Below are 23716 nucleotides of genomic sequence, written 5' to 3' on the forward strand. Positions count from 1 at the left end.
CGGGGAGACCCCTGTGCACGAGATCTGGAAGCGACTGCTGGACGGTAACGAGCAGTGGGCGACCGGTGGCCGGGACGCCGTGCGGCGGGCCGAGACGGTGGGCGGCCAGCATCCGATGGCCGTGGTGCTGGGCTGCTCGGACTCCCGGGTGCCGGTGGAGACCGTGTTCGGGCAGGGGATCGGCGATCTGTTCGTGATCCGTACGGCGGGCCACACGCTGGACACCACGGTGCTCGGGTCGGTCGAGTACGCGGTCGGGCACCTGCAAACGTCGCTGATCGTGGTGCTCGGGCACGACCGGTGCGGAGCGGTGGCGGCGGCGATCCGGCTGGTCGACGAGGGGGTGGCGCCGCCCGGGCACATCCGGGGGATCGCCGAGCGGATCGCGTTGAGCGTGCGGCGGGCCCGGCACGAGGGCGCCGTCACCGCCGAGGAGATCATCGCCCGGCACACGGTCTACACGGTCGAGGAGTTGCGGTTGTGGTCGGCGGTCCCGCTGCAGGCGGTGGACATCGTCGCGGCCCGGTACGACCTGGCCCGCGGAACAGTCACCCAGGTTTACCAGCCGGTCGATCGCAAGCCTGGGTGAGTCGTCAGCCCGGGCAGGGCACCGGGCGGGCCGTGCCGTTACCGCGCTATGCGGCGTGCCCGGTCGCGGCGACGTGGGCGATGGCGCGCCGGAGCACTGCCAGGGAAACGGTCTTGTCGGTGGCCATCTCCGCAAGACCGAGTTCGATCCATTCGCGGATGAGCTGGGAGTAGGGCACTCCGGCCTGGCTGGCGGCGGCACGGATCTGCTGTGCCAGTGGGGCTGGGACGCGCAGGCCGAGCGGCACCATCGGTTCCGTCTCCGGTGCCGGTGGCAGCGGGGCGGCGGCGGTTTCGTCGTACCGGACGTCGCCGGCGGCGAATGCCGTGGCCGCTGCGGTGATCTGTTGGTCGCTGTACTGGCTCACTGCGCCTCCCATGCCTGGAACCGGGCGAGTTCGTCGGGGGTCATCTCCCGGGCGCCGATGATTTGTTGCTCGTGGTCACCGAGTAGCCGGACGGCGACGATCAGTGGTCGTCCGGCGTGGGTGCGGGCGCTGATCGTGAGGAACCGGACTCCCGCGCTTTCGGCTGCCATCGGTCGGCGCTGTCCGGCCGACAGTACCTGGGTGACCTCGTGCGGGTCGACGTTGCGGAGGGCGGCCAGCGCCTCTGCCAGCCACTCGTATCCCACGCCGCCAGCGTAAAACGTTTGTTAAACGCTGTCGAGCCGGGTGCGCCGATGTGGCATCTCAGGGCCGGGCTCATCACCCGTGGCGGGCATCGCTCAGCCGTTCGTCGTTCGTTGCCACCGAATCAGCCCATCGCTACCCGCCCTCGTATGAGCCGCAGACCGGCCCCGGCTATCCGATGCCCCCACAGCCCGGGTTCCCGCCGCCGGGCCCGGTCAGGGCACGCCTCCGGGGGGCGTCGTGCGGCAGCCGGGTCCTGGTCGCGCCCGACCGGATCGGTGACCCGGCCGCAGGCGCCGCTGCACCAGTGGGGCTATGCGGCGCCGACGCGCGACGCGAAGGCGCGGATTCCGGAGAGGCCGTGGCTGGCCGGGGCGGCGAGCAGGTCGCGGGTGAGCTGCTGGGCCCAGGGCCGGTAGCGGACTTCTTCCGGCACGTCGTGTTCCGCCGTGAGCAGGGCCTCGAACGCTGCTTCGGGCCAGCCCGGAACCGGGCTGGCGATCTTCAATCAGCACTTCGCCGGGTTCCGGCCGCTGGTCACCGAGCCTTTGGTCGCGGCGCCCGCGCACGTCGCCACGCGGATCAGGCGACGAAGAAGCCGTTCTCCAGGTAGACCGCGGTGTTCTCGGCCCGCGCCCGCAGCGCAGCGAAGATCCTGCGGGCCAGCAGTTCGGAAAGCCGCTGCCCGGCATCCTGCTCGGTGCACCAAGCCCAGCTGCGCAGCTCCGCGGCCGGGAGCTGGATCCGTGCTGTCTGCTCCGGGGTGAGGGTCCCGCCGTCGAACACCATCATCAGGCCCTCGGTGCGGCCCAGGCGCGGCGGCACCCAGTCGGTCACCAGCAGCCGGCCCGGCTGCACCGGCAGCCCCAGCTCCTCCTTGAGCTCACGCCCCACCGCGGTGTACGGCGACTCATCCGCATCGACCGCGCCGCCCGGGATCTCCCAGTAGTCCTTGTAGGTCGGCTCTACCAGCAGCACCCGGCTGCGATCGTCGGACAGCAGCACCCCGGCCCCCATCCGCTTACGCGGCAACGTGGCGGTGAAGTCGTCATTGGTCACCGCGCCAGGCTATCCACCAGCCGCACCCGCGAAGGCCTCGCTCAACGGAAGGCGACCACAAGAACCTGCCGATCCTGGTGCTGCCGCCGCGCGGACCGGCGAGCACGCCGTGGGTGACGATGTTCGTCGACGACACCTCCCGGGTCATCGTCGCGCTCGGCGTCGAGTCGCACGTTCTGCCCGGCTTCCACGCCAACCAGAAGGGCAAGATCGAGGAGCGCAACACCGCGCGTGGCCATCGAACCGTTGATTCCTGTGAGAACTACGGGCGGCTGCCGCTGTCGTGTGCCAGTCTCGACCCGGTCGATATGCCGCCGACGTGCTGCGCGCACGGCGCAGGCGCGTAAAGGCGCGGGCCAGCGGCACAGGCTGATTACAAACCTTCGGGGGCACGGTGGACGAGGTAGCAGCACAGCAGCCCACGTCGCCATCGCTCGGACCAGGCTCGGCCGCAATTCCAGCGGTCACAGCAATCAGCGTGCTCGGTGTGTTGCTGACCGGACTGTGCTTGGTCACGGCCGACCGGCTCGCTCGATCGACGCCGGCACAGGTCCTGGCCGTGCTCGCGGTGGGTGCTGCGCTGATCGGCGTCATCGCGGCGGTCGCCGGTCAGCTCTGGGTAACGCTGCCTTCCCGCAGCCTGGACGGCGCCGGATCGCAGCGGACCCGTCGAGGTGCCCGCCTGATCATGGCCGCTGGAACACTCAGCATGGTGGCGGTCGTCCTGGCTGCCGTGGCAACCCTGCTCGTGGTGCTCCGCACCGAGCAGAAGACGATGGCAGCCCCGGCCGCCCCGACAGTGGCTCTCCAGCTGACCCGCGCCGCCGGGCCAATGGCCCTGTCCGTGCAGTTGTCCGTGCCGGGCCTGCCCGCCGGCAGCGTGGTCGACACCAAGCTATTCGCTGAGGGACAGGAAGATCCGGATGAATACGGTCAGCCTCAAACCAGCCGCGTCCTGCTGGCACGCTCGGTTGTCCCCGCCGATCGCGACGGCCTCTCCGTAGCGCAGCTCGCCGCGACGGTCGAGAACTACCACAACGTGGTCATCGAGGCGGAGACGCCAGACCGCCGTTGTGAGCAGACCCTGTCACTGGACGACGTCGACGCCGCAGCGCCCCCACTGACCTGCACCCCCACCTGACGACCTGCACCCCGCGCGGTCCGGCTGGATGCCGATGATGAGCGGCCCAACGATGAAGGGGCGTAGAGGCCGCAAGGCTCACGCGGCAGCGGATTGCCGGGACGCAAAGCCCACGGCCGCGGTCACGTAGCGCACCCAGCTGCGTCTCCACCGCGCTCAAGTCGGCCTCCGTGACGACCTGGTGCACCCGAGTAGGTGACAGACCAGCCGCCGCGGCGGTCTCCCGAACCGAGACTCCCATCCGGCGGGCGGACACCAGCGACCACGCCCGCTCCCGCTCAGCCTGCTCCAGCCGCCACGCAGCACGCGTTACCCGCATCAGCACCCGCCGCCGAGGCTGCCACTCCGCCATCCGCTCTCGGGCATTCGCCACGTGACCACCCTGGCGGAGCCGTTCAGCAAATTGAACACCTACTGAGCTTCTGGAGTCGAGGTCACTCTCGCGTCACATCGCCGCTTTGAGTGATTCCGGACGGTTTGACTCTGCTGTCTAGTTAGGGCATGAGATACGGGGACGGCGGTGGGGTTGGCCCGCAGCAACGCGCCCGCCGGGAACAGGTGCGGCGGCAGGCGGCGCGGATGTTCGCGGCCGGTCAGAGCGCGCCGCAGGTCGCCGCCGAGCTGGAAATTTCGACCAAGTCGGCCTACGCGTGGCGGCGGGCCTGGCAGGCCGGCGGCGAACATGCCCTAACCTCAAAAGGCCCGCCAGGCCCGGACCGCAAGCTGTCCGAGGCACAGGTGCAGAAGCTGATCCAGAAACTGGACGAGGGCCCGGCCGCGGCCGGCTGGGACGAGGACCAGCGGTGGACGCTGGCCCGGGTCCGCACGATGATCGGCCGGATGTTGCACCTCACCGTCAGCATCGCCACCGTGTGGGAGACGCTGCACCGCGCCGGCTACACCCCGCAGCAGCCGATCCTGCGGGCCGCCGAACGCGACGAGCAGGCCATCGAACACTTCAAGCGGCATCAGTGGCCCGCGGTAAAAGAGTCGCGCGCAGGCTGGGCGCGTGGATCTGCTTCGCCGACGAGTCCGGCATCTCGCTGAGACCAGCCCGGGCCCGGACCTGGGCCCGGCGAGGCAACACCCCGATCGTGACAGTCGCCGGCCGCGGCGGCCGCAAACTCTCTTTGGCCGGGATCGTCGCCTACCGCACCGGGCACCGGCCGCGCATCATCTACCGCACCATGCTCCACCGAGGACGTAAAGGCGAGCCGAAAGGCTTCCGCGAAGACCACTTCGCCGACCTGCTGGACGCCGCCCATCAGCAACTACGCGGCCCGATCGTGCTGATCTGGGACGGCTTGCCCCAGCACAGATCCGCCAAGATGCGCGCCTTGATCACCGCTCGGCCCTGGCTACGTGTCTACCGACTGCCCGGCTACGCGCCCGAACTGAACCCGGTCGAGAACCTGTGGTCCAGCCTCAAACGCGGCCTGGCCAACCTCGCCCCGGGCGGCATCAACGACCTCCTCGACGTCGTCAAGAACCGTCTCAAGCGGATGCAATACCAGCCCACGCTTGCCTACGGATTCCTCGCCACCAGCGGCCTGGCACCGCCCTGACCCCGACCCCGAAAACTCAGTAAACGCTGTTCGTCGGTCCGTTGTTACCGACGGGCCGTCTCCCGCACTGGCCCGGCATGATTGTCATGGTCCTTCCACACCAGGAGTGATCTTGTAGCGCGGTGTCCGAGCATCGATCGGTTCGGCACGAAAGCCTCGGCGGGACAGGCCTGAGCCGAGACCCGGGTTGATGCCCACGTACGACTTCGCAGCCCAGGTTGGATCCGTGCTCGTTCGGCGACGGTGTGATCGAGGTATACGTGTCGCGGCTGTTGACCATGGCGATTAGGGTGTCGGCGTCTCATGGAGTAGATCAGCGGTAGATCACCCGGCTTGGGACCGGGAGGGCGCGGGTTCGAGTCCCGCCTCCATGTCGAAGGGTAGAGGTCATCTTGGAGTAGATCAGCGGTAGATCACCCGGCTCTTAACCGGGAGGGCGCGGGTTCGAGTCCCGCCTCCAAGTCCATCTGTAGTCAGGGAGGTCGTGTGTCGTCCGAGGATCGGTTCACGGCTTCCCCGGGCTACGCGTTCGGGCTGCTACAGCGTGCCCTCGACACGGCGGTCCACTCGGCCGACCCGCAGGTGCGAGCCCGCGCCCGGGACAAGGTCGCCCGGTGGGAGCAGGTAATCGCGGGACTCGCTTCCGGGCATCTGACGGTCGGTTCGCGTACGCCGGTGGCGGACACTCCGACGTGGGTGACTCTGGAGGTGGCGCACGGCGGCTTCGCGACGGGCCGCTATCTGGCCGAGTCGCCGCTGCGCGACGACGAGATGGAACGGTTACGGTCGCTGCCGGCCGGCGCGCCGGGCAGCACCGACCGGGAACGGCTGAACCTGTGGTACCTCGGCGATGAGGGCCAGACGGTGCTGCTGCACGCCCTGCGCACCGAGCAGTATCGGATCGGGGTGCCCGAGGAGTCGGCCCTGCTGGTGGTCGCCTGGCTGCTCGATCAGGGGCAGGGGGTGCAGGCCCTCGACCTGGTGGCCGAACTGCGGCCGCTGATGCACCGGCTGCGGTTCACACCGCGTCTGACGGCGAACGCGGCACCGTCCGGCGCGGCGGTGCGGCTGGAGTCGGTCGGCACCGTCGCCGCCGCCATCCGCCGCACCAGGGTTCCCGCACAGCTTGCTGCCATGCGGGAGACGGTGCAGGTGTGGCACCCACTGTACGACCGGCTTGTCGCCCTGTGGTGCGACACCGTCAACGGTGACCTGCCGTCGTTGGCCGACGTCGCGGGCAAGGCTGACGCTCGGGTGGTCGGCGGCTGGCCGTGCCAGATGTGGCCGGCTGACTGGGCCGAGCGCCGCGGCGCCTGGCTTGCCGACGTCGAGGCGGCGGCCCGTGAGCACCGGGACACCACCGCGCACCGGCACGCCAAGGGCAACTTCGCCCGCCTGCACCAGGCACTGGAACGTTGTCCCGTGGACAGCCGAGCGCTGTCCGGGCGTGAGGTCGGCTGGATTCGCCGGGCGCTGGCCAACACCATCACCAGGCACGGCGCACCGGGGTCGGAGACCCGCGCCGCGCTGCGCTCGACCCAGGCCGCGATCGTCGCGCACCCGACCTACGCCACCCTCGCCCAGGTATTGGCCGGGCGTCTGGACCGCTACGCGCCCGACGGCGGACTACCGGCCATCGACCCGATCGCCGGGGACGTCGCCGACGGTGAGGCGCCGGATGTGCCGGCCGGCTCGCCGATCCCGCACCACCTGATCGCCAAGACGATGCGAGCGCTGGAGGCACCGATCTCGGACTTGGTCACCCGAGGCGTGATCACCTCGGGTGAGGTCCTCGCCCGGGTGCTGCCGCAGATCACCTCCCAGCTGCTCGCCGCGAACCTTGCCGACCCCGCCCTGGCCGCCGTCTACGCCCACACGTACGCGGCTTTCCGCCGCCGCCGCAGCCTGCTGCTGCTGAACCTGCAGCACCAGGTCCAGTTCGACGAGCTGCCCTGGACGGGAGTCCTCACGCCCTTGCGCATCGACCGGGACCAGGCGACACGCGCTGCCCGGCAGACGCTGCGGCAGGTCACCCTGCTGGCCTTCACCGCGTTTCCCCACGCGATCCTGCCCAACCCGCTGGTACGGGAGATCGGCGCACTGACCACCCAGGCGGGTCTACGCATCCCGCTGGTCGAAGAAGTCGCCGCCGACATCTTCATGGGCACCTTCACCACCAAGTGGCGCGACGCCGCCGAGATCGCCAGCCGCGCCCTCGCCGGAACCCTGTACGCCCGCTACTACGACCTCCCCGAGGCCGCGTTCTGGTCCCAGCAGCGCCCCGGCGCCACCCTGGTCCGCCGCTGGGGCAAGCAGACCGCCGCGGACTTCGCCGCACTGTGCACCGAACGCGCCAAGGAAGCCCAGACCGCCGGTGGCGGAAACTGGGTCGCCGGCAACGGCACCGTACTCGAGCAGAGCCAGATCCTCACCACGCACAACCTGACAACCCTGATCGAGGCGCTCGACCTCGGCGAACAGGCCCGCCAACTCGCGCCCGACCTCGCCGAACGCATCCTCGACTGGGTGGTACGCCGTCAGGCCCGGCCCTGCCCTGACCACCACGCCGCCCTACAGGTGATCAAAAATACTGCGTACGCGTGGCGTCAGGCGATGTTCTTCCTGAGCCTGTGCGATGAGCAGACGCAGCGCGCCGCCGTGACACGCCTGCAGGAACACGTCACCCGCGCCGGTATTCGGGACCGCTTTGCCCCCGCCGTGGACGGGCTGGCGCACGTCGTCGTCGGCGGCCGGTTCACCAGCCACGGCACCGTCGACGGCCACGACGCACGCCGGTTCCTCGGCTGGACCGTCGGCCCCCACTGGTGCATGCCGAGCCAGGCCGAGCGGCCCGCCGCGCCCGAGGGCACTGTCTGAGAATCGATCGTTTCCCGGACAAGATCAACACTCTGCGAGATCCTTAAGAATCCGACGCGGATCCCGATGACCAGCCCCGCTGGTCCCGCGAGCGCTGAGTGGACCGCGGTCCTTGAAGGGCCGCTCGGTGTCGACGTGTTCGTCGTGGTGGGGCGGCGTAGTCGCTTACTGCCGAGGAGTGGGGACGACGGGTATCGATCCCGCGCCGCCGCTTATGATCTCGCCTCATGTCCGAACGTAGTACCGCCCCCGCCGTGCCGAGCGCCGACAGCCCCGACCCGTCCGGAGCCGCGCCGAACAATACCGACGACTCCCCCTCGGCCACGGCTGACCATGAGGCGTCGTCTCCGACCGCGGAAGCGCCCGACGACGAGGCGGCCACGGTGGATTCGCCGGGCACCAGTGGGAGTGACCGGGATGCGGGCGACACCACCGATTCCGTCGGAGATGGAGAGACCGTCTCCGACACAGCATCAGCCGCAGACAGCCGGGCGGTGGTGGAGCCTGTTACGGACTCGGACGCCACCGCTGTCCAATCCGGCGCGTCACCCGCGGCAGACCCGGAGATCGACTCCATAGTGGCGCGGGCGGCTACCGCCGCGGCGGCTGCCGCACTCGCCGCGAACGCCGCTGCAACTGCCGCCGACGCCGCTGCCGATGCGGCGGCCGCCGCGGCCGATGCGGCTGAGGCCGCCGCCGTCGCAGCGGATCTCGCCGTCACAGCGGTCAGAGGCTGCCTGGCCGGGACCGGTGCCGACGACGAGACCAAGACCGATGACGACGTGCCGGAGGACGCCGGCGGCGAGGCCGCGGCCTGCAGCGACACGCCGGGCGACGAGACGTTCGCCGAGGCCCAGGCCGAGCCGCGGGCCCGTGGGATCGTGGCGTGGGGGGCAGACCGGCGGCGAGACCTGCTTGCCTACATCTGCGTACCGCTGGTGACGCTATTCGCCGCGCCGGCACTGGTGCTGTTCTTAGGCATCGTGATCCTCGGCAGCAGCACCGGCTCCCCTGCCATCTGCGACGAAGTCCGCGCCGTCAACGGTTGCGAAGAGGCCACCTGGGACGTAATCGGCGCGCACGTGCTCGGGTTCCTCGTCCTGTGGGCGCTGCTGTGGGCACTGCCCTGGCGGCGTGGCCTGCGCACGCCCCGGGTGCTGCTCGCTCTGGCGGCCAGCGTCTTCCTTTTCGCCGGCCTGCTGCGCCTGGCCGCCTGACCGGTGCCGCGAGCAGGGCAGACGGGGCCGGCCAGAGCCTGTGCCGCGGCAGGAGGTGCGATTCTTCTTGAGAGACCTGAGCTTAGACACCTGAATGATCAACCGAAGGCAGCGCTCTTCTGCGTACCGCCCGGTCGGGCGTGATGGTTCCGGCGGTCAGTCATGAGTCGATGCGGCCGCCTTTCGCGGGCGGCCCCATCGGCTCTGGGCATTCGTGCCCATTCCATGTCTTTTACAGGTTTTTGATCATGTCTTCGAAGTTCTCGGTGAGCGCGAACGGATCGGTGACCGTGGCCGGTTCGCGGCGTTCGATCTCGCGGGCGAGTTCTGTGGCGGCGCGCTCGATCCGGTCGCGCAGCGGGCCCTCGACCGAGTTGGTGCCCCAGTCGTCGCTGGCGGCGAAGACGGAGGTGGGGAGGATCGCGGCCCGCAGGTAGGCGAAGAGCGGGCGCAGCGCGTGCTCCAGTACCAGCGAGTGGCGGGCGGTTCCGGCCGTGGCGGCCATCATGACCGGTTTGTCGGTCAGGACGTCCTTCTCCAGGACGTCGAAGAACGACTTGAACAGGCCGCTGTAGCTGGCGCTGAACACCGGGGTGACCACGATCAGCGCGTCCGCGGCGGCCACCGCGTCCTGGGCCTGCTTGAGCGCCGGCTTGGCGAACCCGGTCAGCATGTTGTCGGTGATCTCGTGGGCCAGGTCGCGCAGCTCGACGACCTGGACGTCGAGGGTGACGCCGAGCCGTGCGGCGGCGCCGACCGCGCTCGCTGCCAGTTGGTCCGCGAGCAGGCGGGTCGACGACGGCTGGCTCAGGCCGGAGCTGATGACGACGAGCGTGCGCTGCTTCATGCCTGGACCTCTTCCTTCTTCTCCGAGCGAGCGGCGAGCTTCTCCGAGCGAGCGGCGAGCAGGGAGGCGTGGGTGGGCGCGTCCGGCACGTGGGCCGGCTTGAGGGCGGCGAACTCCTTGCGCAGCACCGGGACGACCTCCGCGCCGAGGATGTCGAGCTGCTCGAGGACGGTCTTGAGCGGCAGGCCGGCGTGGTCCAGCAGCCACAGTTGGCGCTGGTAGTCGCCGACGTACTCGCGGAACCCGAGGGTCCGGTCGATGACCTGCTGCGGGCTGCCGACGGTCAGCGGCGTCTCGCGGGTGAAGTCCTCCAGCGACGGGCCGTGGCCGTAGACCGGCGCGTTGTCGAAGTACGGCCGGAACTCCTTGACCGCGTCCTGGCTGTTCTTCCGCATGAACACCTGACCGCCGAGGCCGACGATCGCCTGGTCCGCCGAGCCGTGGCCGTAGTGCTCGAACCGCTGCCGGTACAGCCCCACCATCCGCTCGGTGTGCGACGCCGGCCAGAAGATGTGGTTCGCGAAGAAGCCGTCGCCGTAATAGGCGGCCTGCTCGGCGATCTGCGGCGAGCGGATCGAGCCGTGCCAGACGAACGGGGGCACGTCGTCGAGCGGGCGCGGCGTGGAGGTGAAGCTCTGCAGCGGGGTGCGGAACTTGCCCTCCCAGTCGACCACGTGCTCGCGCCACAGCTTGTGCAGCAGCCCGTAGTTCTCCAGGGCGAGCGGGATGCCGGCGCGGATGTCCTTGCCGAACCACGGGTAGACCGGGCCGGTGTTGCCGCGGCCGAGCATCAGGTCGACCCGGCCGTCCGCGAGGTGCTGGAGCATCGCGAAGTCCTCGGCGATCTTGACCGGGTCGTTCGTGGTGATCAGCGTGGTCGCGGTGGACAGCTGGAGCGTCGTGGTCCGCGCGGCGATGTACGCCAGCGTGGTGGTCGGCGACGACGAGAAGAACGGCTCGTTGTGGTGCTCGCCGAGCGCGAAGACGTCGAGGCCGGCCTGCTCCGCGTGCTTGGCGATGGTGACGATGTCCTTGATGCGCTGCGCCTCGGTGGGGGTCCGGCCGGTGGTCGGGTCGGTGGTGATATCCGAGACGCTGAAGATTCCGAACTGCATGACCCGCTCCTGGACTGTCCTGCCGGGGCTCTGTCGTCCCGGACTGTCCCGCACAACGCGTTTGACTCGGCAACTATTTCAGATTCAAACAACCTTGGCTGCGGCGGGGGTCACAAGGGCGGCCGCGGCGCCCAGAAGCAGCGCGAGGTGGCCCACGTGGCCGGTCCCGAGCCCGATCCAGACGGCGTAGGCGGTGCCGAGCGCGCACGTCACGAGCAGGGCCGCTCCCAATCCCCCTGCCAGCGACAGCCGCCCAGCCTTCAACGCCACGACCGGGCAGATCACCACCACCGCGACGAGGGGGATCCAGGTGACGGCGCTGACGCCCTGGAGGGGCGAATCCCCGGTCGTCGCGATCAGCCCGACCGGCACCGCGCAGCAGGAAGCGGTCGCCAGCGGGGCCATCAGCCAGTAGAGGCCTGCTCTGGCACCCGCGCGCCGGGCCCGCCGCACGGCCACGAGGGTGAGCACCAGCCCGCCCAGGAACAGGGAGAACGCGAGGGCGAACGGTGCGTTCTCCTCGGCGTCACCCGTGGCACGCGCCTCGTCGAGCCCGACCGGAGCGATGTCCCTGGTCGCTGTCGGAAAGCCGATGCGCTGCCAGGATCCGGACACATCCCGCACCGCGAACCCGTCCCGTCCGTTCGCCACCGCCACCACGTGCCCGCCCGGCACGTCCAGGACCGCCAGCTCCACCGAGGAGAGGCGGTACGAGTCCCGATGCGGGTAGGCGTCGCTCAAATGCGCGACATCCTCCGCACTGATCTCCCAGGACATCTGCCACGGCCCGCCCTCGACGCGGCTCTCCACCGCGATCCGCCGGTGCACCGGCTGGTAGCAGACCACCGGCTCGGACCGGGAGCACTGCGGGGCCTGCGCGGCACGTGGCCCGGCGCTCGCCACGAACGTCCGGCCGCCGTCCCGGCTCACCACCCACGGCTCCCCGTCACGGAGAGTGTCGGCGCCGAGGTAGAGGGCGCCGTCCGGGTCGACGACCACGCTGTGCGCGTCCGGCGTCGGGGTGGCGCTGGTCGCCGCCACTCCGGCCAGCGCCAGCGGCAGGAACACGGCCAGTCGTAGCGCTTTCAGCCACTGCGGCGCCGACCTCGGTTCTCGCCGTGCCACCCACCACGCCACGCCCAGGAACGGCAGCGCCAGCAGATCCGACGGATCCACCCGGACCAGCGACGGCGTGACGAGGCTCCATGCGCCTGAGGCGAGCGCGGCGGCGTACCCCATCGTCTTGACCATGGCGAAACCCACGCCCACCGTGAGAATCGCGCCGGGCGCCACCCACCGGAATCCCGCCCGCGGCGCGATGAGGCCGGCCACGGCCGCGAGCAGCGGCGGCGCCACCACCATCCCGGCGACATCGCTCAGCTTCCCGGTCACCCACCCGGGATGCGCGGCCTTCCACACATGATCGTTGACAGCCAGCAGCACCAGCGCGGCCATCGACACCGGATGCCCGAGCCAGGCCAGCGATCTCCCCCGAGAATCGTTCACGAGGGTCACCATCGCTGCCCAAGATCACGCTTCAATCCCATTTCGGTACGGGTACGCGAACCGATCTTCCTGGGCTGCCGCGAGAGCGCTCGATGGCTAGGGTGAGCCCATGGGAGCGCTGAGACCGTGGCACGTGCTGTGCCTGCTGTTCTGCATGCTGAGTGTCACCGGGATCGTCGCCGCGGTCCTCCTCGTCACCAGCAGGCGGCGGCCACCCTCCTAAGATCGACCTCGATCACGAACCCATGGACGGCGGCGACCCTCGTCGGCGGCGACCGTCCCGTGTGAGAGGTGCACGCCCATGCATGCCATCGAAGCCGCCCAGATCCTCGCGGCAGGAGTGGCGGCCGGCGCGATCAACGCGCTCGTCGGCTCCGGAACCCTGGTGACCTTCCCCGTTCTGCTGGCCCTCGGCTACCCGCCGGTCGTCGCGAACGCGTCCAACACGGTCGGCCTCGTGCCCGGCTCGTTCGCGGCCGCCTACGGATATCGGGCCGAGGTCGCCACCCATCGCCGCCTGCTGCTACCCCTCGGCGCCGCGGCCGTGGCCGGCGCGATCGGCGGGGCGCTGCTGCTGCTCGCCCTGCCCGACGCCACGTTCGGCGCCGTCGTCCCGGTCCTGATCAGCCTGGCGCTGGTGCTGATCGTCCTCCAGCCCTGGCTCGTCCGTGCGCTGCGCCGCCGCACCGCCGCCGGCCCCCGCCCGGTCGGGCCGGTCCTCATCGGCGCGGTGTTCGCGGCGGGCGTCTACGGCGGCTACTTCGGCGCGGCGCTCGGCGTCCTGCTGCTGGGCGTGCTCGGCATCCTCGTCTCCCCGAACCTGCAACAGGTCAACGGCCTCAAGAACATCATCGCCGGGCTGGCCAACACGGTCGCGGCCCTGGTCTTCGTCGCGGCCGGGATCGTCGCCTGGCTGCCGGCCCTGCTGATCGCGGTCGGATCGGTGGCGGGCGGGGTGCTCGGCGCCCGCTACGGCCGCCGCCTGCCGGACGCGGTCCTCCGCACGGTGATCGTCGCCGTCGGCCTGACGGCCGTCATCCGCATGGTCGCCTGACCGCCTCTCGGGCGGGGCCTTTCGTGGTCCGCGTTTCGCTCCTTTTCGGTACGCGTGTCCTCGTCCTCGCCTTATCAGGGTCGTCCCGTCCGGTCGGCGCGAGCCCGGTGCCTGCTCCGGCCTGTGCCGCGCCCGCCGGGCGTAGATCGGTGCCCGGACTGGCCGAGCCCGGCCGCCACTTCCTCACATGCCGCCGGTCACGGCGGCTCGCCTTTCGGTCCCGCTGGGTGGGTGGTCGCGGTTTTGCCGGCCAGGCTCCGGGGTTGCCCGCCCGCCGGTCCCGCTGGGTGGATGGTCGCGCTCACCTGAGGGTGGGTGGGCTCACACGGTGGCAGTGTCGTGGGTGCCTTCATGGCCTATCGCCGCGATGGCCGCCCACGTGGCCGCTTCCGTGTGCGTTCACCTCCGAATCCCGGCCGGCCGGAACTCCGCGTGAGCGAGGAACCCCGTTCACCGGCCCGTGTGGAAATCGAGGTAGCCGGAGAGCCTGTTTCTCGGTTGTGGGTGGCCGCGATGGCAGGTCGCGCATTCGGATGGCTGCGGCGTCGCCCCGACCCACCGACGATCTTGGGTGACGGTGGCCGTCGGGACGATCTTGATTCCTGGTTGCCGCCCGGCGGTCGACCATCGCCCATGATCTATTCTCCCTTGAAGACCTTGGGTAATCGGATGCATCCGGATGGCCACGAACGCACAAGATCGCACCGTCCGGCGACGATTGCTCAAGATCTACATCGGTGTTTGCGGATGGCTCAAGCGGCGGGCGGTGGTCGGCCGAATCTCGCGGCGAGGCGGGGAGGCACGCGAACAAGCGACTTGACATCGACGCCCGGCAATAACCGAGAAAGAGACTCCAGGAAAGCCCAAATTTTCCACGCGCCTTCGTGCACTTACCGCCACGGTTACGGTGAGTGACTCCCGGCAGGTTCCCGTGGCATGACCGGTATCAAGCGCCCCCACCCGCCAGGCGCGACCGGCGTGACGGCCGGGAGCAGCAACCCCGGTCGCCTGGCGAGCACCACCGCGACGACCCACTCGGCGTGAGCGGCAGCGCGTGCGGGAGTGTCCGACCGATCTCAGCCCGGCGGAGGCGGCAAAGGCTGGAGTGGGCAGCGAGATCGCGTCGAGCGGACGGGACGGCCCTGATCGGGCGGGGGCGACGACTCGCGTACCGGAAAAGGAGCTGGAAGCGAAGCGCGGACCTTGACCATGAAAGATCTGCGCTTCGGGGCGGGCGGATTCGGTCGGTGCGGGTGGGATCAGACGGGTGGGCCCGCGATGATCAGTGCCGACACCGCCAGCCAGCCGATGTGCCAGGCCTGGTCGAGTTCGAACAGGCCGGTGCCCGGGCCGCTGTTGGTGTGGCCGGCTGGTCGGACCACGCCGACCTGATCGATGTAGCCGCCCCGCCCGAGCAGCCGGCCGAGCCGGATCAGCGGTGTCCGGAGGTCGGCGACGAAATGCGTGACCGCGTTGAGCGTCACGCCGGCCGCGAGCCATCCCGGCTCCAGTGGGAGTTTGAGCCACCAGGCCGCGACCAGCAGGAACACGGTCGTGGTCAGCGTCCATGACGCCACATGGCCGGCGCAGTGCCGGATCGCCGTCGACCGGACGCAGCCGGCCGCGTCCAGGCCCTTGCCGTAGGCCTGGCCGCTGGTCTGTGCCCAGTGATCCCCGATGTAATGCCCGGCAAGCATCACGCCGAAGGCCACCGCGGCGACAACCGCCCTGACCAGATCCTCATGCTGCATACCGCGGCCCGCCTTCGCCGAGAGTGCCGTCTCGTCTCCACTCCAGCACCCTCCGGCGCCGAAGACCCCGAAACGTGTCCGCGCACACGCGTAGTGTCCATCACCCTGCCGTAGCTGATCTTGCCAGGCCGGGTGTGTCCGTCGAATGTGGGCGGCGGCAGAGGAGTTGATCGTAGGGTGGGGGTGCACGGGACGGGAGGTTCAGGTGAGCGGGACGACGGTGACCGAGGTGATGGCCGAACTGGCCGCGATCGAGGACCCGAAGGCGCGGGCCGTCAACGAGCGGCACGGTGACGATCACGGGGTCAACCTCGGCAAGCTGCGGGCGATCGCCAAGCGGCTCAGGACCCAGCAGGACCTCGCGCTGGAGCTCTGGGCCACCGGGGACAGCGCGGCACGGCTGCTGGCGCTGCTGATCTGCCGTCCCCGGGCGTTCGGGGCGGGGCAACTGGACGTGATGGCGCGCGAGTCCCGTACCCCGAAGGTTCATGACTGGTTTGTCAACTATGTCGTCAAGAAGAGCCCACACGCGGAGGAGCTGCGTGTCGCCTGGCTCCAGGATCCGGATCCGGTGGTGGCGAGCGGCGGGTGGGCGCTGACCACCGAGCGGGTGGCCCGGAAACCGGACGGGCTCGACCTCGCGGGCCTGCTCGACACGATCGAGGCGGAGATGAAGGACGCCCCGGACCGCCTCCAGTGGGCCATGAACCACTGCCTCGCCCAGATCGGCATCGAGCACCCCGGGCTTCGGGCCCGGGCCATCGAGATCGGCGAGCGGCTCGAGGTGCTGAAGGACTATCCGACCCCACCGAACTGTACGTCTCCGTACGCGCCCGTCTGGATCAGCGAGATGGTGCGCCGCCAAGCCGTCGGCTGAGATCTCGATTACTGAGCGCAACGGTACGCAGAGTAAGGGATTCGCGTCACATCCCGGACCTGCGTTGAGCGTGTGCGCATACCCGCCGGGTAGCCTTCCGATCATGCGAGGAACCACCACCGCAGCCGTCTTCGCCTCGACCCTGCTGGCGATTTCCGGCTGCGCCACCCCCGGAGAACCTGTCGGATCCGCCGCCACCGCGGCGCCGACGGTGTCCATCAGCGGCCTGGACAACGCCACCGCGTCCGCCTGCACCGTGGCCAATCAGGCGACTCTCGGTCAGGACGGCTACGATTTCGACATCGCCACCGCTAACCAAATCGTGACGCTCAGTAAGCAGTCGAAGAGCACGCTGATCACCGCGGCCGCGAACGTCGTCGAGCAGCCCCTCCGGAAGGCCGAGGCCGCCGCCGGCGAGTTCGAGCAGGCCACCCACCTCGCCGAGCTGCGGACCGTCATGCTGAAGTTCCAGACCGTGTGCCAGGACGTCGACGCTCTCACGGTCAGCATCCAGGAGAGCCAGCGCTCCCTCGACGCGGACGCCGGAGAGACCACCCGCTGACCCTTGACCCGGCGGGACCACTACCGCTCCCGGAGACCCCGGACCAGGGGTTCCGCCAGGAGCCATCGGCCGACAGGGCCACGCTCCACGAAGAACCCCGGACCGCACAGGTCCGGGGTTCTTCGTTTACGGACTCGTTTGTTCGGCTTTGATGATCGGCTGACCGGCCCATGTGACGACGGGCACTTGTGGAGTTACCGTCACCGTCCACATGTCAACGGCCCTTGGGGGAGAGCCATGCACGTGGAGGAAACGGTTCGGGACGCCTTGCAGCAGGTCGAGGGGGCCGCCCGCCTTTACGGTGCGGGGGAGGAGAGCATCGCCGGATTCCGGGAGATCCTGGCCCGGCAGCATCCGAACGACCGGGGGACGTACGCGTCCGCCGCGCTGGGCCGTGTCATCACCGACATCGCGTACAACCATCGCACCGAATGCGACGGTGGCGACTGCCGGACGTGTGAAGGGCTCCAGGAGGCCATGACCGTCGTGGTCGCCAGTGTGCGCTCGATGATCGCCGACGAGATGACCTGGAAGCGCCGGCGAGGAGGCCGGCGCTGGTTCTGGTCCCGATGAGCCTGCAGGACGACTTCCTGTGGTACACGCGCCGTGCCGTCGACTACTACCAGGTCCCGGATTCGGCTATCGCGGCCTATCGGGAGGCGCTGGAGGTGGCGGGCGGGCCGGTCCAGCCGGGGGAGATCCGCGCGTTGCACGCGTCGATCGTGAACATCGCCGCGGCCCACCAGAACTGTGCGGTGTCGTCGTGCCCCACGTGCGAGCAGATCCGGCATGGGCTGGCCGTCGCGATGGCCGTCCTCCGGGCCGAAGTGGACGCCCACTTCCGCCACCTGACCTCCGACGGCTCCGCTGTCGGCCGAGCCGGCATGCGGGCCGGTCGTGACCGCGTGACCCGCATCTATCACGCTGGTGAGCTGAACCCTCCCTCGGAGTTCGTGGGCGACAACGAGCCCACCCGTTGACGCGGAGCTCCCTACGCCGAATCCTCCGCATCGTCGAGGTTCTTCCTGATCCTTGCGATGATGTCGGAAGCTTCGATCTTCTCCGCCGCCGCAAGGCTCACCCGGAGGACGGCGATCGCCTCCTCCCGTCGGCCCATGGACAGGAGAAGCCGTCCCCAGGTCGATCCGCCTATCGCGATCGCGTCGGCTCGCCGAAGCTTGAGTGCGCCCTCGAATGCCTCGGCCACCAGCGGGATAGCGGCTTCGGAGTCGCCCTGCCGTAACCGGATCAAGGCAAGTGACCACTTGGCGGCCGCGATGCCGTCAAGGTCCCCCAGTCGTTCGTTTGCGGCTAGTCGATCGGCCTGCAACCGTGCCGCCTCGTCATAGTCGCGCCGCTGGAGGTGAATGTCAGCGATGTCCCCCCAGGTGACGGCGATGGATCGGGCGTCACCGAGTCGCTCGTAGACGGGTAGTTCGACTTCCTGGCGGATGCGGAGTGCCTCGTCGTAGTCACCGAGTTGGTATTTGATGTCGGCGACGCTTCCCCAGGTGACGGCGGTGGATCGGACGTCACCGAGTCGTTCGTAGACGGGTAGCTGAACCTCTTGGCGGATGCGGAGTACCTCGTCGTAGTCGCCCTGCAGATAGCGGATCTCGGCAAGGTCGCCCTGAGAGGCTGCCGCCTCCGCCTCGGCACCGGCGGCGGCGAACCATTGGTGAGCCTGCTCGACCAGCTCCTCCGCCTGCTTCATCCGGCCGAGTCTGATGAGGAACGAGCCCTGGTCTGCGATGGCGCGGGCACGATCCAACAGCGGGATCGTGCCGGCTTCGTCGGATTGCACGAGCCGCGCCGCGCGGTCGAAGAGCTGTTCCGCGGCGGCACCGTTGCCGCTGAGGCGGGCCGCGGCGGCAACTGCTCGTAACAGCCTGATCGGCACGGCAACGGCGTTGTCGTCGAGGAGCGCGACCGCGTCATTGCCTACTTCGAAGCCGATTGCCGCTGGTCCTCTGTCCAGACTTAGTAGCGCATCCGCCGCGCAGCAGGCGATGACCTCCGCGTTGTTCGCGGCCAGGGCGAGGCGGACCAACTGCAGGTCGAGATAGGCAGGGCGACTGGAGTGCCCTACCACCGAGCCCCAGGCGAGGAACAGCGAGTCGATGGTGGCAATGGCCAGAGCTTCGGACTCGTCGTCAGTGAGTGCCCTCAGGCGGCCCACGACCAGGGTATTTGCGGTTAGGGCTGTCGTCTCGGGACGGTAGGCGTCGGGGAAGGCGTCCACCAGACCGAGGGCGAGGAGTCTGGCTGTCGAGCCGCCGGTGCGGTCGGCGAGCAGGGCGGCCACCGATTCGGGGATGGGGATGTCGAAGAGGGTGAGGTCTCGCAGGAGGGCTTCATGTTCGGGGCCGGCCTCGGTCAGCAGGGTGTCCAGCGCCAGGCCTTCGAGGAAAGCGCGGACCTCCGTCTCGGCGGGGAGTTCGCCCTGGTGGAGGTAGGACTCCATCTCGGAGACCGCTGCCTCGGCCCGGGCCAGGTCGACGTGGTCGCTGAAGACGAGGCGCTGGCCGATCAGGTCCTGTAGGCCGGGGTTGCCGCGGCTCACCGCGACTGCTCGAACGGCGAGGGTGGCGCGTTCGGTTCGGCGTTCGGGGGTGACCTTCTCCTGCTGGCGGTTCAGCAGTTTCTGCTGGGCGGTTGCGGAGAGCGGGCGGAGCGGGATCTGTTCCAGGCGACTCTGGAGGTTGTCGAGGGTGAACTGGAAACGGCTGGTCAGCAGCAACCGGCTGTCGGTGATCGCGGGGTCGAAGGCCCGGAGGACCGCGGCCAGCACCGGGGCGGAGGCGGCGACGACCTTCGGTAGGCCTTGCGGCTCGATCTCCAGGATCTGTTCCAGGTCGTCGATGATCAGCAGGAGCGGGCGCTGGCTCGTGTCGGTCTGGGCGCACGGACCGGACAGCAGGTCGGTGAGCAGCGGCTCAAGGGCTTCGGGACGTTCGCGGACATCCTCGCGACGGTGCTCGATCAGGTCGCGGGCCGCGGGGTTGGTCTTCACCGCCTCGGCTACGGCGTCGAGGATGGCGGTGGGGCTGTAGTCGCCGAAGACCACGGCCGGCGTCAGATCGGGGCGGCGGTCGGCGATCCGCGCGGCCAGGCTGGACTTGCCGAGGCGGCCCTGACCGTGGAGCAGGACTCCGGCGCGACCGTCGGAGCGCAGGGCCCGGAGTGCCCGCTGTAGTTCGGGGCGGCGGCCCACGAACATGTTCGGGGCGGCCACCGGGACCTCGCTCTTGCGGTCCAGGAAGATCTTCGTGGCGTGGACCGCGGTCACCCGGGAGCGGGCCCTGTTCCCGGAGACCAGCGGGCCGCCGCCGGCCGGGCCCAGCCACAGGCGGGCCAGGTGCCAGTCGGCGCGGATGGGTGGTTCGGCCGAGTTGAGCAGGGCGCGGCGGGCGTTTCCGACGGCTACCGCGACGTCGGCCTGGGTGCTCAGCTGGCTGTAGAGCTCGCGGGCGAAGGCGGTGGCGGCACGGTCGCCCACCGAGCCGTCCCAGCCCAGGACGGCGGGGATGCCCGCGGAGATCAGCGAGGTGGCCATCGAGTGGGCGACCATCGCCTGCTGCTCGGTGGGGGACATGGTGGTGGTCCGGCGGCCGGCGCCGGGTGGCAGGTGGCTCTCCTCGTTGGCGGGGGTCGCGGTCAGGCACGCCGAGATGAACAGGAACCGTGGCGGCTTCGTCATCGCGTCGACCAGGTGGGCGGCGGTGGTGGGCAGGTCGTCGCCGACCTCGTCCTCCATCATCAGGGCCGGGGCCGGTGGGGTGTCCGCGTCCGGGCGCCAGCGGTTGATGCCGTGGCAGGAGAGGTGGACGGCGGGGAGCCCGCCCAGGTCGGCGAGGCGGCGGCCGAGTTGGGTGGGGTTGCCGGTGTCCTCGACGATCAGGTCTACCCGGGTGGCGTCGACCGCCTCGAGGATGGCGGCCTCCTCGGCCTCGAAGTCCAGCTCGTGCTGGCGGCTGGGGGAGGAGGCCATGAAGGCCAGGCCCAGGCGGAAGCCGTCCGGGGCCGGTGGGGTGACCGCGTCGCCGAGGCGGCGGACCACGCAGAAGCGGGACAGGGCGTTCTCGGCCAGGAAGCCGCCGTCCGGTGGGGCCAGCAACTCGAAGGGGGCGCGCAGCAGCGGCCACGCGCGGTCGGACGGGTTCTTCGGTCCGCGGATCTCGAAGACGAACGGGGACGGCGCCGAGGCGACCAGGGCGGCCAGTTGGCGGGCGTCGCCGTCCAGCCATGACCACAGGTCGCGGCCCAGGGTGAGGAAGACGTCGTCGGTGGCGTTCGACTGGACGGCGCGTATGTAGCGGTCGCCGAAGTCGGCGAGCAGCGCCTCGTCGTCGGCGGACAGCGGACGGCGCGGGCCGATCCGCCCGGTGCCCAGCAGCACCTCGAAACCGGTGTCGTCCAGCGCGAGACCCATCACACCTGTTACTGGCGGACCGCGCCCCGCTGGGTTTCGGCGGTGTCAGGATGGGAATGAGCCCGGCAAAGGAGGCGTCATGCCCGAAACCCTGACGGGGCAGACCACCAGCCAGGTGACGGCACCGGCATTGCCCGTCGGACCGCTGGCCTGGCAGCGCACCAGCGTGATCGGCACCGAGCTGGTCGTCGCCCGGGAGCAGTGCGCGCAGGGCACAGCGGTCGTCACCGGCGCGGTGCCGTTCTCGCTGGGCTGGCACGCCGAGCTGGACGAGGAGACCAGGGTTCGGGAGCTGAGCGTCTCCTGCCGGGGCGACGGGTGGAGCCGCAGCCTCCAGATGAACCACACCGGCGGTGAGTGGGTGATCCGGGGCGACGAGTCCGAGCCGGCCCCACCGGAGATCGACCCGGAGGCGGTGCCGCGGCTCACCGACTCGCCGATCTTCGTGTCCTGGGCGATCCGGCGGCTCGGGCTGCACGCCGAGCCGGGGCCGGTGAGCGTGCCGTCGGTGCGGGTCCTGGTGCCGTCGCTGGAGCTGGTCGCGGGCACGGCGACCTACCACATGGTCAGCCCGAACCGGTTGCGGATCACCGGGGAGGGGCCGGCCGCGACGTACGAGATCGACAACACCGGCCTGGTCTCCTACCAACCGGGAAATCTGCGCCTCGCGCGCTGATCAGAGCATGCGGAAGTCGGCGAAGTCGAAACCGGGCGCCACCACGCAGCTGACCAGGACGGGCTCGTCGCCGGCGGGTTCCGCGGCCTGCCACACCCCGGCCGGGATCAGCACCTGCGGCCGGGCGCCGTCCAGGATCTCCGTGCGTGTTTCGGACGGACGGTCCGCGCTGCCGCCGAAACGCAGCAGCAGCGGGCCGCCGGAATGGTGCAACCACAACTCGTCGGAGCGCACCACGTGCCAGGCCGATTCCTCGCCGGGGTGCAGCAGGAAGTAGATGGCGGTGGCGGCGTGACGCGGGCCGTCGTACCCCTCGGGCCGGAATGTCACCGGGGACCGCCAGGTCTCCCGGTACCACCCACCCTCCGGATGTGGTTTCAGGCCCAGCTCTTCGACGAGTTCCGATCTGTCCATGAGTCAAGATCGTAGTTTCCGGAAGTGGTGGCCGGTGATGTACGCGCTGACCGACTCGCCCAGCTTCTGGCCCTGTAGGTCGGCGTTGCGGAAGTGGATGCCGCCCCAGACCCGGGCGTTGTTCACCTCCTCGACCCCCTGGGAGAAGCTGCGGAAGTAGCGGGTCGTGCCGGAGGCCTCGCTGTAGGCGCTGTAGGCGATCCGGTCCCGGCCGAAGTAGGTGCGGTAGGTCGCCATCCGGGCCGCCGTCGCGCAGGCGTGGCCGGACGGGTGGTCCGGGAACGGCGGGGTGATCAGCAGGGGCGTCCACTCCGGGTCGCCGGTGGTCCGCGGGTTGCCGTCGGTGTCGGCGGCCCGGATCGCGGTGACCGGCCGCCAGAAGCTCCACGCCCGCTTGTCGTCGAAGCAGGAGATCCCGGTGTCGGCCACGGTCGTGTCGACCATCGCGAACAGCCGCGCGGTCTGGAGCACGCCCAGTCGCTGCGTCTCGGCCAGCTGCCGCTTGATCTGCCACTCGGTGACGTTGCGGTCGTGCCACCAGATCGCCGCTTCGGTCTGGTCGGCGGTACGGGTCGTGCTGTCCACCGCCCCGACCGACTTGATCTCGTTGAAGTCGCGTGCGTAGGCGGCGCTGACCAGCGGATACGGTCCGTCGCTGCGGTACCGTGACGGGTCGGCGATCAGGAACGGCTTCTGGTCGGCGACCCAGGCCCCGTCCGCGGCGTAGGCCGGTGGGGTCGGCCGCCACTCGTCCGGCCCGGTGCCGATCACCCACTCGGCGTCCCCGGTCGATCCGTCGTTCACCCGGAACGCGATCATGGCGGCGGCCGTCCGGTCCCCGACGGCGATCCCCGCGGTCTCCGCCGGCCCGTCCGGTATCGCGGCGAGCGCCTGGTCGTACTGTTCGCGGAGCCGGTCGGCCTGGGCCGGCAGCGCCGACGCCAGCACCCGGTAGGCCGCGGTGGCCACGGCCGCGTCGATCGACTCCCGTCCGGTGGCCGGTGGCGCCGTCAGCAGCGGCTGGTACCGCTTGCCGGTGATCGCGTTCACCGCGTCGTAGACCGCGCCGCTCACCATGGCGAACGAGCGCCCCTGCTCCCACGGAAGCTGCCGGCCGACATCCCAGATGGCGGTCTGCGCGTTCCTGTCCCAGATGATCACGGGATTGGCCGCCGGTTCGCCGGCTCTCGCGGCCGGTGCCACGCCGGCTCCTGTCAGGCCGATGACCAGCGCGGTCACGGCTCCACCCACTCGACGTCGCATGGGTTCTCCTCCCCGAGAACAGCCATATTGATCGTTACGAATGTGCCTCGCGCACTATACGTCGCCGCGATCGGCCGGCGGCCGGCCGAAGCGGTGCGGTCGGCTGGTGGGGACGACGTCCGGCAGGTCCGCGCCGAGGG

Annotated in this window: 24 protein-coding genes and 2 tRNA genes; 15 read left to right on the plus strand and 11 right to left on the minus strand. The window is 70.1% G+C overall.

Annotated elements, in window-relative coordinates; all coding sequences use genetic code 11:
• The first annotated feature begins 13 nt into the window (after window positions 1–13).
• Window positions 14–589 carry a carbonic anhydrase gene (locus tag KZ829_RS27160; RefSeq protein WP_308285677.1) on the plus strand — a complete coding sequence of 192 codons (576 nt, stop codon included), beginning with the start codon at window positions 14–16 and terminating at the stop codon, window positions 587–589.
• Window positions 590–635: 46 nt separating this feature from the next.
• Here the strand turns inward: KZ829_RS27160 and KZ829_RS27165 are convergent, their stop codons facing one another.
• The 4 genes from KZ829_RS27165 to KZ829_RS27180 all read right to left on the minus strand — a co-directional run bounded on the left by KZ829_RS27165 (window position 636) and on the right by KZ829_RS27180 (window position 2279).
• The gene (locus tag KZ829_RS27165; RefSeq protein WP_246636330.1) at window positions 636–956 is read right to left on the minus strand and encodes a BrnA antitoxin family protein; all 321 of its coding nucleotides are present in this window, start codon (window positions 954–956) and stop codon (window positions 636–638) included.
• Window positions 953–1222 (minus strand): hypothetical protein, encoded by a 270-nt coding sequence (locus KZ829_RS27170; protein ID WP_220146751.1) that lies wholly within the window; start codon window positions 1220–1222, stop codon window positions 953–955. Before KZ829_RS27170 ends, KZ829_RS27165 begins: the two co-directional genes overlap by 4 nt.
• 311 nt (window positions 1223–1533) lie before the next feature.
• Window positions 1534–1728, minus strand: coding sequence for a hypothetical protein (locus tag KZ829_RS27175; RefSeq protein WP_220146752.1), 195 nt, complete (start codon window positions 1726–1728; stop codon window positions 1534–1536).
• A 74-nt stretch (window positions 1729–1802) separates the two neighbouring features.
• Entirely contained in the window at window positions 1803–2279 is a 477-nt protein-coding gene (locus tag KZ829_RS27180) for an NUDIX domain-containing protein (RefSeq protein ID WP_308285678.1), read from the minus strand.
• 113 nt (window positions 2280–2392) lie between these two features.
• Here KZ829_RS27180 and KZ829_RS27185 point away from each other — a divergent pair, with 113 nt between their 5' ends.
• The 8 genes from KZ829_RS27185 to KZ829_RS27220 all read left to right on the plus strand — a co-directional run bounded on the left by KZ829_RS27185 (window position 2393) and on the right by KZ829_RS27220 (window position 9079).
• Window positions 2393–2626 carry a hypothetical protein gene (locus KZ829_RS27185; RefSeq protein WP_220146753.1) on the plus strand — a complete coding sequence of 78 codons (234 nt, stop codon included), beginning with the start codon at window positions 2393–2395 and terminating at the stop codon, window positions 2624–2626.
• A gap of 140 nt (window positions 2627–2766) precedes the next feature.
• Entirely contained in the window at window positions 2767–3420 is a 654-nt protein-coding gene (locus KZ829_RS27190) for a hypothetical protein (protein ID WP_220146754.1), read from the plus strand.
• 501 nt (window positions 3421–3921) lie between these two features.
• Window positions 3922–4467 (plus strand): helix-turn-helix domain-containing protein, encoded by a 546-nt coding sequence (locus tag KZ829_RS27195; RefSeq protein WP_220146755.1) that lies wholly within the window; start codon window positions 3922–3924, stop codon window positions 4465–4467.
• Window positions 4392–4985: a transposase gene (locus KZ829_RS27200; RefSeq protein ID WP_308285679.1), complete on the plus strand. Its 594-nt coding sequence runs from the start codon at window positions 4392–4394 to the stop codon at window positions 4983–4985. Before KZ829_RS27195 ends, KZ829_RS27200 begins: the two co-directional genes overlap by 76 nt.
• A 302-nt stretch (window positions 4986–5287) precedes the next feature.
• Window positions 5288–5359, plus strand: a tRNA-Pro gene (locus tag KZ829_RS27205).
• 17 nt (window positions 5360–5376) lie between these two features.
• Window positions 5377–5451 (plus strand) — tRNA-Lys (locus KZ829_RS27210).
• A gap of 20 nt (window positions 5452–5471) precedes the next feature.
• On the plus strand, window positions 5472–7862 hold the full coding sequence (locus tag KZ829_RS27215; protein ID WP_220146756.1) for a hypothetical protein: 2391 nt from the start codon (window positions 5472–5474) through the stop codon (window positions 7860–7862).
• Between the two features lie 227 nt (window positions 7863–8089).
• Window positions 8090–9079: a hypothetical protein gene (locus KZ829_RS27220; RefSeq protein ID WP_220146757.1), complete on the plus strand. Its 990-nt coding sequence runs from the start codon at window positions 8090–8092 to the stop codon at window positions 9077–9079.
• A gap of 232 nt (window positions 9080–9311) precedes the next feature.
• Here the strand turns inward: KZ829_RS27220 and KZ829_RS27225 are convergent, their stop codons facing one another.
• The 3 genes from KZ829_RS27225 to KZ829_RS27235 form a co-directional block, all read right to left on the minus strand.
• Window positions 9312–9926, minus strand: coding sequence for an FMN reductase (locus tag KZ829_RS27225; protein WP_220146758.1), 615 nt, complete (start codon window positions 9924–9926; stop codon window positions 9312–9314).
• The gene (locus KZ829_RS27230) at window positions 9923–11041 is read right to left on the minus strand and encodes an LLM class flavin-dependent oxidoreductase (RefSeq protein WP_220146759.1); all 1119 of its coding nucleotides are present in this window, start codon (window positions 11039–11041) and stop codon (window positions 9923–9925) included. Before KZ829_RS27230 ends, KZ829_RS27225 begins: the two co-directional genes overlap by 4 nt.
• 84 nt (window positions 11042–11125) lie before the next feature.
• A complete protein-coding gene (locus tag KZ829_RS27235; RefSeq protein WP_220146760.1) occupies window positions 11126–12547 on the minus strand; it encodes a hypothetical protein in 1422 nt (473 codons plus the stop codon).
• A gap of 301 nt (window positions 12548–12848) precedes the next feature.
• Here KZ829_RS27235 and KZ829_RS27240 point away from each other — a divergent pair, with 301 nt between their 5' ends.
• A complete protein-coding gene (locus KZ829_RS27240) occupies window positions 12849–13601 on the plus strand; it encodes a sulfite exporter TauE/SafE family protein (protein WP_220146761.1) in 753 nt (250 codons plus the stop codon).
• A 1259-nt stretch (window positions 13602–14860) separates the two neighbouring features.
• On the opposite strand, the gene KZ829_RS27245 is transcribed toward KZ829_RS27240, so the two are convergent.
• Window positions 14861–15352: a transcriptional regulator gene (locus KZ829_RS27245; RefSeq protein ID WP_220146762.1), complete on the minus strand. Its 492-nt coding sequence runs from the start codon at window positions 15350–15352 to the stop codon at window positions 14861–14863.
• 232 nt (window positions 15353–15584) lie between these two features.
• On the opposite strand from KZ829_RS27245, the gene KZ829_RS27250 reads away from it, so the two are divergent.
• The 4 genes from KZ829_RS27250 to KZ829_RS27265 all read left to right on the plus strand — a co-directional run bounded on the left by KZ829_RS27250 (window position 15585) and on the right by KZ829_RS27265 (window position 17771).
• Window positions 15585–16229 carry a DNA alkylation repair protein gene (locus tag KZ829_RS27250; RefSeq protein ID WP_246636360.1) on the plus strand — a complete coding sequence of 215 codons (645 nt, stop codon included), beginning with the start codon at window positions 15585–15587 and terminating at the stop codon, window positions 16227–16229.
• Window positions 16230–16332: 103 nt separating this feature from the next.
• Window positions 16333–16791 carry a hypothetical protein gene (locus KZ829_RS27255; RefSeq protein ID WP_220146764.1) on the plus strand — a complete coding sequence of 153 codons (459 nt, stop codon included), beginning with the start codon at window positions 16333–16335 and terminating at the stop codon, window positions 16789–16791.
• Between the two features lie 237 nt (window positions 16792–17028).
• Window positions 17029–17364: a hypothetical protein gene (locus KZ829_RS27260; RefSeq protein ID WP_220146765.1), complete on the plus strand. Its 336-nt coding sequence runs from the start codon at window positions 17029–17031 to the stop codon at window positions 17362–17364.
• The gene (locus KZ829_RS27265; RefSeq protein ID WP_220146766.1) at window positions 17361–17771 is read left to right on the plus strand and encodes a hypothetical protein; all 411 of its coding nucleotides are present in this window, start codon (window positions 17361–17363) and stop codon (window positions 17769–17771) included. The genes KZ829_RS27260 and KZ829_RS27265 overlap by 4 nt, the downstream gene beginning before the upstream one ends.
• An 11-nt stretch (window positions 17772–17782) precedes the next feature.
• On the opposite strand, the gene KZ829_RS27270 is transcribed toward KZ829_RS27265, so the two are convergent.
• Entirely contained in the window at window positions 17783–21223 is a 3441-nt protein-coding gene (locus tag KZ829_RS27270) for a CHAT domain-containing protein (RefSeq protein ID WP_220146767.1), read from the minus strand.
• 79 nt (window positions 21224–21302) lie between these two features.
• On the opposite strand from KZ829_RS27270, the gene KZ829_RS27275 reads away from it, so the two are divergent.
• Window positions 21303–21899, plus strand: coding sequence for a putative glycolipid-binding domain-containing protein (locus KZ829_RS27275; RefSeq protein ID WP_220146768.1), 597 nt, complete (start codon window positions 21303–21305; stop codon window positions 21897–21899).
• Here the strand turns inward: KZ829_RS27275 and KZ829_RS27280 are convergent, their stop codons facing one another.
• Together KZ829_RS27280 and KZ829_RS27285 are read right to left on the minus strand one after the other, a co-directional pair.
• Complete coding sequence (locus tag KZ829_RS27280) at window positions 21900–22313, minus strand: cupin domain-containing protein (protein ID WP_220146769.1); 414 nt, start codon at window positions 22311–22313, stop codon at window positions 21900–21902. It abuts the gene before it with no gap.
• A 3-nt stretch (window positions 22314–22316) separates the two neighbouring features.
• Complete coding sequence (locus KZ829_RS27285) at window positions 22317–23576, minus strand: vanadium-dependent haloperoxidase (RefSeq protein WP_220146770.1); 1260 nt, start codon at window positions 23574–23576, stop codon at window positions 22317–22319.
• Between the last annotated feature and the right edge of the window lie 140 nt (window positions 23577–23716).

The organism is Actinoplanes hulinensis, assembly GCF_019429605.1.
Taxonomy (GTDB): domain Bacteria; phylum Actinomycetota; class Actinomycetes; order Mycobacteriales; family Micromonosporaceae; genus Actinoplanes; species Actinoplanes campanulatus.